This is a genomic window from Sphingorhabdus sp. (assembly GCF_044354325.1).
Classification (GTDB): domain Bacteria; phylum Pseudomonadota; class Alphaproteobacteria; order Sphingomonadales; family Sphingomonadaceae; genus Sphingorhabdus_B.
Map to the genome: position 1 here is coordinate 1 of NZ_JBILAF010000070.1, position 11,090 is coordinate 11,090.

An 11,090-nucleotide genomic window follows, 5' to 3' on the forward strand; every position below is an offset into this window, starting at 1 on the left:
CCGGACAGTTCGCTGGCGGTGATGGTGTTGTCGAACGTGATGGCTTCGGGCTTTGCGAGCATCGCTTCGAACTCAGCCTTTGACGCATGCATGGCGGCCTGAAACGCGGCCGGGAATTGCGCAATTTTAACCTTGTCCCATGGCGGCACGCCTTCATAGGGCCCGGTCCATTCTTGCAGCAACGCAGGCTCGCTGGCCATGTGGCCGGACTTCATGTCTTTCGCTTGTGCAACCGCCGTCATCGCAACTCCTGACAATAAAAGCGCCGCTGTGCGCAATATGATTTTTCCCGTTTTCACCTAAATTTGCTCCTCTGCATTTTGCGGCCCGTGTGCGCAGGCGCAATGAAAAGGGGGATTAGCGCATCGCGGGCGCGTTGCAAACAAACAGTCCGCTAAAACTGTTTCTTCCAAAATGGATATAAATTGTACATTGCACACACCGCAAACATCGTGCGTTCGCGACGTGACGCCCCTATTCGCATTGCCGGGAGAATATATATGGCAAAACCCCCGCCCACCTTTGATTCCAGCATCAATGGCCGCACGGCCATGATCGTCGGCGGCAATGCGCAACGCATCGCTGAACTCAAACGATTATTGTCCTTAATGGGCTGCACCGCGCTGGTGATGGACGATACACAGCGGACGGATTTCATTTTGGTCCATTTTACGTCCAAAATGGACATACCAGAAGATTTCTTGGCGCGCATATCGCGGTATCTTCAAAGGCATCGGAGCACTGCGTTGGTGTGGACCAATATGGACGGGCTCGAAGACGCTTATGCAGCGCTTCCGCAAGGCCAGTGCCATTTTTTCGTCGACGCTGACTACATTGAGGCGATGCCGATTTTGGCGGGGGCGTTTGGACGGGGCAAAATGGACCGACTGCATGACACGAACCGTGATGTCCCATTCGGATCGCTGCACCGAATCAGCGACGAGCTCGCAGAATTTGCCCGCACTCTTGCCCGCATGGCCGATTCGGAACCCAAAACATCGGTATCCGACAAAGCTCTTTCCTTTCGGCCAGCGCCATTGGGTGGGTTTCAGGGATTTCCATCCGCCAGTGCTATGCGTTCGGACGCGACGGATTCCCAAATGCTGCGCGAGATCATCAAGCTGCGCCGCATGCGGGAGCGTTATTTTCCACCCGATCTGTTCGCGGACCCGGCCTGGGATATTTTGCTAGACCTAAAGGCTGCGGGGCAAGAAGGGCAGCATGTGTCGGTTTCCAGCCTGTGTATTGCCGCTGCGGTTCCCCCGACGACTGCCTTGCGGTGGATTACCGCAATGACCGAAAGCGGCATGCTCGTCCGGCGTCAGGATCCAGCCGATGCACGGCGGGTTTTCATTGAACTGTCGGACGAAACATCTGCCAAGCTGGATGATTATTTTGTCGCAATCGGCATCCGTTCCGCTCCGATCATCTGATTAGGCTTGCAAAAGCCAAAACGCTTTGGCAAAGGCGCGCTTCCCGTAGTGGGGCGCTTAGCTCAGTTGGTAGAGCATCTCGTTTACACCGAGAGGGTCAGCGGTTCGAGCCCGTTAGCGCCCACCATTTTTGGATTATGGCCGATCGAGGCGCCAAAAATGCAGGACACCCCTTCGTCATTCATCGTTTATAAAGCTTTCTGCTGGCATTTTGCCGCAATGCGGGGACTTTTTTCAACTTTGGGCACAGCCATCGTCATATTGTCGGCAGGATTTTTGCCCGACACAGCCTTTGCCCGGGACACCGAGCAACCGGAAATCGCCCATTGCAATGATCCCCGGCACAGACATGTGGTCGTGCGGTCACTGACCGAATCACTGACTGTCCGAAAAACCGAAAAGCAGCGCGTCCGCCGCATATTGATGTAGGGTCAGGACCTATTAGTCCGCTGCGCGCAGCAGCTTTGCCATTTCGGCCTCATCCCATTCGACACCGCCCGCCACGCGCCACACTTCTTTGCCATTGCTGTCATATAATATGGTAGTGGGTAGCGCGATCGCGTTGTTGAACGCCGTCAGCAGTGCATTGTCAGCATCGGTATAGGGTTCCAAATTTTTGACCCCTGTTTCCGTGAAGAACGCGACAACTGGCGCGCGTCCTTCAAGATCTTGCGACACCGCGATCACGTGCATCCGGCCTTTTTCCGACGCCGCCAGCGCGTCCAGCGTCGGCATTTCCGCTTTGCAGGGTGCGCACCATGTTGCCCAGATGTTGAGCAACAACGGCTTGCCTTCAAAATCGGCAAGGCTGACATCCTGACCTTGTGCATCGGCAAAAGGTGCCGATGGCGCTTTTTGACCTGCAAATGTGTAGCTGAGCGTGGCACGCATGCCATTGGCGCTTTCAAGAGTGATATCGGCCTTGTCAGATGCGCCTGCCTTGGCCGTGGATGCGGGTTGCGCTTGCCCCTTGGGTTCGCTTTCTTTATCGCACCCAGCCAGCACTATAAGGATTAAGGCAATTACAAAGCGCATCTCTGATTCCAATAGCATGTGGGGCGGCCGGTTTGGCGAAGGCCCTGGCGTTATCATGCGCGAGATAAATGCCTCCATCCCATTCGACAAGCGTCTTTGGCAGGAAGACATTGCGGGTAGCAAAGCGCATGCCGATATGCTGGCCGCAAACGGGATTATAACGGCGTCAGACAATGCCGCGATCCAAAGCGGGCTCGATAGCATTTACGCCGAATATGCAGCCAATGGCGTGCCCGAAGACCTCACGCTTGAAGATATTCATATGGTCACCGAAACGCGGTTACGTGCGTTGGTGGGTGAGCCTGCGGCACGGCTGCACACCGCGCGGTCGCGCAATGACCAAGTCGCCACCGACTTCCGCCTTTGGGTGCGCAATGCGACCGATGAAATCGATGCGGGCCTGCGCGCATTCCAGTCGGCGCTGGTGACACGTGCCGAAGAACATGCCGATAGCATCATGCCCGGTTTCACGCATTTGCAGGTCGCCCAGCCCGTTACGTTGGGCCATCATCTGATGGCTTATTATGAAATGACAAAGCGCGACCGCAGCCGCTTTGCCGATTGCCGCAGCCGGTTGAACCAGTCCCCCTTGGGCGCGGCCGCACTTGCTGGAACATCCTTCCCGATTGATCGCGCCGCAACGGCATTGGCGCTTGGCTTTGACGGCCCCATGGCGAACAGTCTGGACTCGGTTTCCGACCGCGACTTCGCGCTTGAGTTCCTTTCGGCCGCCGCACAAACGGCGCTGCATCTGTCGCGGTTGGCCGAAGAAATGATCATATGGGCGTCGCAGCCTTATGGTTTCATCAGCCTGCCCGACGCATGGTCGACGGGCAGTTCCATCATGCCGCAAAAGCGCAATCCCGACGCGGCTGAACTGGTGCGCGGACATGCAGGACGGATCATTGGCTGCATGAACAGCCTGATGATCACCATGAAGGGTCTGCCGCTCGCATATTCCAAAGATATGCAGGACGATAAACCGCCTGTATTTGAGGCATATGACCTGCTGGCTTTGTCCATCGCCGCGATGACGGGCATGGTTGCCAATGTGACGTTTAACACACCGCGCATGCGCGAGGTGGCGGCCAGCGGTTTTTCCACCGCTACCGATCTGGCCGACTGGCTGGTGCGCGAATGTGGCATGCCCTTCCGCGAGGCACATCATGTCACCGGCAGCGTTGTCAAATCCTGTGAGGCGCGTGGCATAAGCCTGTCCGACATCACCGTAGACGATCTTTCTGCCATTAATCCGGCGCTCGCGGGCTGCAACTTGCCCGACCTGTCGATCGAAGGATCGGTAAACAGCCGGACGAGTGCTGGCGGCACGGCACCTATGCGCGTAAAAGAAGCCATCAGTACTGCCAAAAAGGAACTTGAGGCATGAAACCGGCGCGTATTAGCTTCATCATTGGCATCGCCCTGTGCGTTGCGGGCTGCGGCAAAGTGGGCGATCTGGAACCCCGCACAGGCAACAGCATGCCGCCGCAAGCTTATGGCCAGACCACGGACCAAACGGCAAAGCTTCTCACGACTCCATCGGTTCAGGCACGGCCAGGGCGCACCGACGAGCTGCTGAAACGGTCCGACCGGCGCGAAGATGATCCGTTCGACATTCCGCCAGGGCAAGAACCCAAACCGTTTGACCCCGAAAAAACCGATCCGTCCGAAAAAACGCCTTCCAAATAAGTATCCCATCCTATGAACTATTTTGACGTTAAAAATGGCGTGTTGCACGCCGAAGATGTCGCGCTGCCCGATATTGCGGCGGCGGTTGGCACACCTGTCTATATCTACTCGCGCGCAACGCTGGAGCGGCACGCGCAAGTGTTCCGCGCTGGCTTGTCGAGCCTTGATAACCCGCATTTGGCCTTTGCCGTAAAATCCAACCCGAATTTGGCTGTGCTCAAGGTGCTCGCGCGTCAGGGCTATGGCGCGGATGTTGTGTCGGGCGGCGAAATGGACCGCGCACTGGCCGCTGGCATGGCACCAGAAGACATCGTGTTTTCGGGCGTTGGCAAGACGGCCGAAGAAATCGTCCGCGCATTGAAGGCAGGTATCGGGCAATTCAATATCGAGTCCGAAGAAGAAGGCCGCGAGCTTGCGACGCTTGCGAACGCGTTGAACTATCAAGCGAACGCCGTGCTGCGTATCAATCCCGATGTCGACGCCGGAACACATGGCAAGATTTCAACGGGGAAAGCCGACAATAAATTTGGCGTGGGCATTCACCGCGCGACGGAAATTTATGGCCGCTTACATGCGTTGCCTGGACTGAATATGCGCGGCGTTGCGGTGCATATCGGCAGCCAGTTGACCAGCCTTGAGCCGCTGGAGACAGCGTTCACAAAAGTCGGTGCGCTGGTGCAGGATTTGCGCGACCAAGGCCATAAAGTCACCCATGTTGACTTGGGCGGCGGCCTTGGCGTGCGCTATCGCGACGGTGACAATCCGCCTGAACCTGCCGAATATGGCGCGATGGTTGCGCGCGTGACCAAGGACTGGGGCGTGCGTTTGATGTTCGAACCCGGCCGTGTCATCGCCGGAAACGCGGGTGTGCTGCTGACACGCGTCATTCGCGTGAAGCCCGGATCGGGCAATGCCCCCTTTGCCATTGTCGATGCCGCGATGAATGACTTGGCGCGGCCCGCGCTGTATGATGCGTGGCATGATTTTGACGCGGTCGAACCAAATGGCCGCAAAATGACCGCCAACATTGTGGGCCCCGTCTGCGAAACCGGCGATACCTTTGCCATGGGCCGCGAAATCGATGTTGTTGAGGCCAATGATCTTGCCGTATTCCGCACAGCTGGCGCTTATGGCGCGACGATGGCAAGCACCTATAACAGCCGCGGCCTCGTCCCCGAAGTGCTCGTCGACGGCGATAAATTCGCGGTGGTGGCGGAACGTATTTCGCCCGAGACGATTTTGGCTGCCGAGCATGTGCCCGACTGGCTGAAATAAGGATAAAGCTTTGGACCAGCTCCCCATTTTCGTAAATCTGAAGGGCCGAAATGTCATTTTGGTCGGTGAAGGCGAAATGGCGGATGCGAAACGGCGGCTGATTGAACGCGCGGGCGGCATTTGCGTCGACGCCGCCGATCACACGGCACGGATTGCCTTTGTCGCAATCGCGGACGAGGACGAAGCCCGCATTGCTGCGGACGAATTGAAAGCCCGTGGCTTGCTGGTCAACGTCGTCGACCGCCCCGAAGTTTGCGATTTTACGACACCGGCGATTGTCGACCGGACCCCTGTGTTAATTGCAGTTGGCACCGGCGGCGCATCGGCGGGTATGGCCAAGGCCATTCGCCAGCGTATCGAAACACTGCTACCCGAAACATTGGGCCCGCTGGCCGAAGCCATTTCCCGCGCCCGCAGCAAAATTCGCGCGCGTTGGTCCGAAGGGGCGGAGCGCCGACGTGCATTGGATCAGGGTTTCGCCGCCGGTGGCATGCTTGACCCGTTCGGCACGCATGACGACGCGACGGTCGACAATTGGATTATGCAGGCCGAAAATCCCAAAGGCGACCGGTTGATCGAAATTGCACTGCTCTCCACCAATCCCGATGACCTTACGTTGCTCACGGCGCGGCTGCTTGGTGAAGCCGACAATGTGTTTCATGATCCCGGCGTGCCAGCGGCCATCCTCAATCGTGCGCGCGCCGATGCTGTTCGGCACGCAAGTGCGCCGCCAGCGCCACCGCCCGAAGGCCTGTCACTGTTCCTGCGGTTGCCGTTGGCGCAAGGATAGGGCATGACGACAGCGTAAATAGTCGCAAGGTCTTCATTGTGTCCGCTTTCCCATCTAAAATTTGCTTTTACGGCTGTGGTAATATGGGGGGCGCCATGCTGCGCGGTTGGCTTGCTGCCGATGTTGCACCCCCCACCTTCCACATCATCGATCCGGTTGCCCAAAACCTGCCAGAGGGCGTCCATGTCCATCGGTCGTCTGCGGCATTGGACACGCGCTTTGATGTCGTCATATTGGGTATCAAGCCGCAGCTTTTGGCTGAACTGACGCCCGAAATAGGGCGAATTCTCGCCCCCGGCGCGACATTGATATCCATACTTGCCGGAACCACGACGAATACGCTGTCCGCGTATTTTCCCGATGTGCGCATCATCCGGCTGATGCCCAATTTGGCCGCCGCAATTGGCAAGTCCCCGCTGGGTGTTTTTGCACCACATGACGATGCGCAGCAACGGGCAGAGATAGCATCGTTACTGGCTCCGCTGGGCGCGGTCATCTGGATCGACGACGAAGCGCATATGGACGCCGTCACGGCGCTTGCCGGGTCCGGGCCAGCGTTCGTCTATCGCTTTATTGACGCACTGACCCAAGGCGGTGAAGCTGCCGGATTGCCGCGGGATATTGCCGCACAACTGGCGCTGGCAATGACCGAGGGCGCAGCGATCTTGGCCGCGACCTCGCCGGAAACGCCAACTGATCTGGCGCGGCGCGTGACCAGTCCGGGCGGCACCACCGCCGCAGGGCTCGCGGTGCTGGATGCGGATGCGGCGTTGAACGTACTGATGACCGATACATTGCGCGCCGCGCGTGACCGGGGCGCTGAGCTGGCCAAGGGAGACGCGACGTGAAGCTTAAAATTGCACTCATCTTAAGCTGCGTCGCTTTTGCGTCGTCGGTGTCCGCAATGGCCCCAACGCTACCATCGACCGAACGGGCCGCCGCAAATCTTGCCAAGGCTGGGCCAATTGAAAGTTTGGACCTGTCGCAATTGGCCGACGGCATTGATGCTGGCGCGTTGAACAGCGAAGCGATTACGGCCGCCTATCTGGCGCGGATTGCAGCGGTCGATGACAGCGGGCCCATGCTGAATGCAGTCATCGCCACCTTCCCCGATGCGATTGAACAGGCGCGCGCCATGGATGCGGAGCTGCGCGCCGGCAGATATCGCGGGCCAATGCATGGTATTCCGGTCTTGGTGAAGGATAATGTCGAAGTGGCCGGACCCGTCGCGACGACCGCGGGGTCATTGGCCTTGGCCGGTAATATCACCAATCGTGATGCACCGTTGATTGCGCGGCTGCGCGCGGCGGGCGCCGTCATTTTGGGTAAAACCAATTTGAGCGAATGGGCCAATATCCGGTCGGATAACTCCACCAGCGGATGGAGCGCAGTGGGCGGCCTCACAAAGAACCCGCACGCGCTTGACCGTAACAGCTGCGGCTCATCCAGCGGCAGTGGTTCTGCAACCGCTGCGGGCCTTGCGGCGGGCAGCATTGGGACGGAAACCGATGGATCGATCACCTGCCCCGCTGGCGTCAGCGGCGTGGTCGGTTTCAAACCCACCGTCGGCTTGGTGTCGCGCCGCTATATCGTGCCGATCAGCCACAGTCAGGACACCGCAGGCCCCATGACCCGTTCGGTCCGTGATGCCGCCATCATGCTCACGGCAATGGCGGGCACCGATCCACAGGACGCCGCGACCGCCGATGCGGACACATGGCGCGGCGATTACAGCAAGGGTCTTTCCGTCGATGCGCTAAAAGGCATGCGGATTGGCGTTCTGCGTGCGCCGAATGTCGACGCCGCATTATTTGATGCGGCCCTTGCCACATTGAAGGCTGGCGGCGCCGAAATCGTCATGCTGGATGGCAGCAAGATCGACCGCCAGAAAATCGGACAAGGCGAATTCAAGGTGCTTCTGGCCGAATTAAAGGCGGACCTTGCAAGCTATTTGCAAGGCCTACCCGAAGGCCTCGTCCCCCATAAAACGCTTGCCGATGTCATTGCGTTCAACAAGGCGAATGCCGACACAGAGTTGCAGTATTTTGGACAAGACACCTTTGAAACCGCCGACAAGGAAAACGGGCTAGACGATCCCGCTTATCTGCAAGCACTGGCAACGTCACGCGGCCTCGCCTCGGCGGCGCTCAATCAGTTTTTTGCCCGTGATAAAATTGATGTCATCATCGCCCAGACCAATGGTCCGGCGTGGCTCTCCACACTTGGCAAAGGCGATGCCTTTTCGGGACCAAGCGCAAGCCAATTGCCCGCCGTTGCCGGCTTTCCGCATTTGACGGTGCCCATGGGTCTGTTGGCTGGCCTGCCGGTCGGGTTAAGCTTCATCGGGCCAAAATGGCATGACCATAAGGTGTTGAAGGCTGGATATGCCTATGAGCAGCTTTCAAAAGCACGTGTTTTGCCCAAATTTTCGTCAACGATAGAAGGCAAATAATGGTTTCTCCTGGACCCGATTTGGCCACTATTTTGCCCGTCGGCGCGGGTTTTGATCCCGCGCTGGTCAACCGCCTGCTGCGCAGCTTTGGTCATGGTGGGTTTTTGGGTATGGATTATGTCGGCCATGGCGCTGACTGGGTGGAGCTGGCCATCGACTGGCGTGAAGACCTTGTTGCCGACCCCGATACCGGTATCCTGGCGTCGGCCGTGATCATAAGCCTGATGGACAATGCCACCAGCATGTCGATTTGGACGAAGCTGGGTGAGTTCAGGCCGCAAGTGACCATGGACCTGCGGATCGACTATCTCCGCCCGTCACCAGCGGGCGAACGGGTATATGGCCGTGGCATCTGCTATCATTTGACCAACAGCATCGGCTTTGTTCGCGGCTTTGCCCATAATGGCAATCCGGACGAGCCCTTGGCGCATGCAAGCGGGACATTCATTCGTATCGGAGACCGCATATCATGACCGATAGCCCATCCGTTCTGCCGCCTTATGCCCAAGCCTTGGACATGACGGTCGTTGACGATATCAATGGCGCGCCCGTGATCGGCATGCCCTTTGCCGACCGTGTGCAAGGCCGTCCGGGGTTTCTGCATGGTGGCGCCATATCCGGATTGCTCGAAATCGCGGCCATCGCCGCGGTTCACCGCGCCTTACAGGCCAAGGGTAGCGATTCTGCCATTAAGCAAGTCAATGTCACCGTCGATTTCATGCGCGGCGGGTTAGGCCAGATGACCTATGCGGTGGGCGAGGTAACGCGGCTTGGCCGCACGATGGCCAATGTCGAAGCCCGCGCGTGGCAGGATGATCGGGATAAGCCCATTGCCATGGGCCATATGCACTATCTGATTAAGGCCAAGCGCGAAGACGCGGCCTGACGTTATGCTTCGCCGTGCGTTTCGATGAGCGCGCTGGCAATGGCTTCTTCGGGTGATTTGTCGCCCCAGATGATGAACTGGAACACCGGGTAGAAACGTTCGCATTCGTCAATCGCGACGTCGATGATGGTTTGTGCCTGATCCACACCCAACAATCCATTGGGCGCCATCAAACTGCCATGGCGGAACAACAATATGCCGTTCGCGGACCACATGTCGAAATGCCCAAGCCACAATTGTTCATTGATAAGGCCGAGCGCCGTGTACACGCTCGCGCGCTTGTCCACCGGTACGGTGATATCCGGCAGGATGATAAGCTGCAGCGCATTGTCATCTTCACGCCAGATAGCGCGGATCTGGTAGCTGGCCCAGCTGCCCTTATACTCGGCGGTAATCTCGTCCTCGCCCTCAAGCTCGAACGACCAGCCGCGCGCTTCGAACAATGCGGCGAGCATGTCTACGGGCGCGGATTCGTCCCGTTCAAATTGCTCATATTGTTCGTCTGCGTCGTGCATAAAATTGCGCCTGTTATGATGCCATCGATTCTGCCCCTTGACTGACTTGCGCGCAAGGGACTTGCGATGCTGCGCAACACAAGCTTGTGGGCCGACTGTGGAAAAGTTCAAATCGGGCGGATTATGGACTTATTTGGAAGGCTTGGCCTTTGCGGGCGCAGTGCCACCTTTCGCTTTAAGCGCGGCTTCCAACGCAGCCACCCGCTTACCGAGCGCATCGGCTTCGGCGCGGGCATTGGCCGCGAGCGTTTTTACGGCGTCAAATTCTTCACGCGACACGAGGTCCAGACCGCCAGCCCATTCGCGGGCGCGCTCACGCATGCTCGCTTCGGCTTCGCGGCCCATGCCAGCGACTGTTCCGGCAACGCCATTCAGTACCTTGGCCAAATCATCAAAAATGCGCTTTTCGCTTTGCATGTCATTCACTCCATTGCGGTCGGGAGATTAACCGCCATTGCCTATCTGGGAACTCGTAGCGGGCACGTAAAGGCTTTCTGCATCAGGATTCAACTGATCGATCTGAAAATTCAGTATCGATGCAAAGCTAATCCACACCAAATAAGGCACCATCAACCATGCCGCAGCCTTGCGAACGCGCGCAAATGCGAAGGTTGTAGCAATCGCGACACCCAGCATCACAAGAATGATGAAAAACGCGGCCGTCACTTCATGCTGGCCAAAAAATATCGGCGACCAGCTGAGGTTGATCACAAATTGCAACAGAAATAGGCCAATCGCCACAGTGCGGATCCGCGCGCCACGCGCGGCGAGCACCATCGAAAGGGCAAGCCCCATCATCACATATAATGTTGGCCAAACCACACCGAACACCCAGCCCGGTGGCTGAATGGCGGGTTTAATCAAGGCTTGATACCATGCGTTCTCGGCGGTTGACCCTGACATGGTGCCGGAGAGAAACCCAAGAAACATCGTGAGCGGAATGATAATCAACGCCCAGCGCAATAACGACATGCGAGGCTGCGATGCGGATGCGATCTGGTTCATACCAAGGCTC

At 57.9% G+C, this 11,090-nt stretch carries 13 protein-coding genes, 1 tRNA gene and 1 pseudogene; 10 read left to right on the forward strand and 5 right to left on the reverse strand.

The genetic code is table 11. From position 1 onward, the window contains the following. A pseudogene (locus ACIQ0G_RS07460) lies at window positions 1-299 on the reverse strand (M3 family peptidase); the annotation flags it as partial. A gap of 201 nt (window positions 300-500) precedes the next feature. Here ACIQ0G_RS07460 and ACIQ0G_RS07465 point away from each other — a divergent pair. Together ACIQ0G_RS07465 and ACIQ0G_RS07470 are read left to right on the forward strand one after the other, a co-directional pair. Beyond that, window positions 501-1,433 (forward strand): hypothetical protein, encoded by a 933-nt coding sequence (locus tag ACIQ0G_RS07465; RefSeq protein ID WP_397577360.1) that lies wholly within the window; start codon window positions 501-503, stop codon window positions 1,431-1,433. 51 nt (window positions 1,434-1,484) lie between these two features. Beyond that, window positions 1,485-1,560, forward strand: a tRNA-Val gene (locus tag ACIQ0G_RS07470). 314 nt (window positions 1,561-1,874) lie between these two features. Here ACIQ0G_RS07470 and ACIQ0G_RS07475 read toward each other — a convergent pair. Then, window positions 1,875-2,468 (reverse strand): TlpA family protein disulfide reductase, encoded by a 594-nt coding sequence (locus tag ACIQ0G_RS07475; RefSeq protein ID WP_397577361.1) that lies wholly within the window; start codon window positions 2,466-2,468, stop codon window positions 1,875-1,877. Between the two features lie 16 nt (window positions 2,469-2,484). Between ACIQ0G_RS07475 and argH the strand changes: the two genes are divergently transcribed. The 8 genes from argH to ACIQ0G_RS07515 are packed head-to-tail and all read left to right on the forward strand — an operon-like array spanning window position 2,485 to window position 9,560. After that, on the forward strand, window positions 2,485-3,855 hold the full coding sequence (gene argH / locus ACIQ0G_RS07480) for an argininosuccinate lyase (protein WP_397577362.1): 1,371 nt from the start codon (window positions 2,485-2,487) through the stop codon (window positions 3,853-3,855). After that, entirely contained in the window at window positions 3,852-4,157 is a 306-nt protein-coding gene (locus ACIQ0G_RS07485) for a hypothetical protein (protein ID WP_397577363.1), read from the forward strand. Before argH ends, ACIQ0G_RS07485 begins: the two co-directional genes overlap by 4 nt. Window positions 4,158-4,169: 12 nt before the next feature. Then, window positions 4,170-5,432, forward strand: a complete 1,263-nt coding sequence (gene lysA / locus ACIQ0G_RS07490; protein WP_397577364.1) for a diaminopimelate decarboxylase — start codon at window positions 4,170-4,172, stop codon at window positions 5,430-5,432. A 10-nt stretch (window positions 5,433-5,442) separates the two neighbouring features. Next, entirely contained in the window at window positions 5,443-6,222 is a 780-nt protein-coding gene (locus ACIQ0G_RS07495; RefSeq protein WP_397577365.1) for an NAD(P)-dependent oxidoreductase, read from the forward strand. Between the two features lie 38 nt (window positions 6,223-6,260). Further along, window positions 6,261-7,070 (forward strand): pyrroline-5-carboxylate reductase, encoded by an 810-nt coding sequence (proC, locus tag ACIQ0G_RS07500; RefSeq protein WP_397577366.1) that lies wholly within the window; start codon window positions 6,261-6,263, stop codon window positions 7,068-7,070. Beyond that, window positions 7,067-8,674 carry an amidase gene (locus ACIQ0G_RS07505; RefSeq protein ID WP_397577367.1) on the forward strand — a complete coding sequence of 536 codons (1,608 nt, stop codon included), beginning with the start codon at window positions 7,067-7,069 and terminating at the stop codon, window positions 8,672-8,674. Before proC ends, ACIQ0G_RS07505 begins: the two co-directional genes overlap by 4 nt. Continuing rightward, on the forward strand, window positions 8,674-9,147 hold the full coding sequence (locus ACIQ0G_RS07510; protein ID WP_397577368.1) for a PaaI family thioesterase: 474 nt from the start codon (window positions 8,674-8,676) through the stop codon (window positions 9,145-9,147). The genes ACIQ0G_RS07505 and ACIQ0G_RS07510 overlap by 1 nt, the downstream gene beginning before the upstream one ends. Further along, window positions 9,144-9,560, forward strand: coding sequence for a PaaI family thioesterase (locus ACIQ0G_RS07515; RefSeq protein WP_397577369.1), 417 nt, complete (start codon window positions 9,144-9,146; stop codon window positions 9,558-9,560). The genes ACIQ0G_RS07510 and ACIQ0G_RS07515 overlap by 4 nt, the downstream gene beginning before the upstream one ends. 2 nt (window positions 9,561-9,562) lie before the next feature. Here ACIQ0G_RS07515 and ACIQ0G_RS07520 read toward each other — a convergent pair whose 3' ends face one another. The 3 genes from ACIQ0G_RS07520 to ACIQ0G_RS07530 form a co-directional block, all read right to left on the reverse strand. Then, a complete protein-coding gene (locus tag ACIQ0G_RS07520; protein WP_183939187.1) occupies window positions 9,563-10,075 on the reverse strand; it encodes a YbjN domain-containing protein in 513 nt (170 codons plus the stop codon). Between the two features lie 129 nt (window positions 10,076-10,204). Next, window positions 10,205-10,492, reverse strand: coding sequence for an accessory factor UbiK family protein (locus tag ACIQ0G_RS07525; protein WP_397577370.1), 288 nt, complete (start codon window positions 10,490-10,492; stop codon window positions 10,205-10,207). A 27-nt stretch (window positions 10,493-10,519) separates the two neighbouring features. Continuing rightward, window positions 10,520-11,090, reverse strand: a 571-nt coding sequence (locus ACIQ0G_RS07530) for a TspO/MBR family protein (RefSeq protein ID WP_397577371.1), incomplete at its 5' end; no start/stop codon positions are given.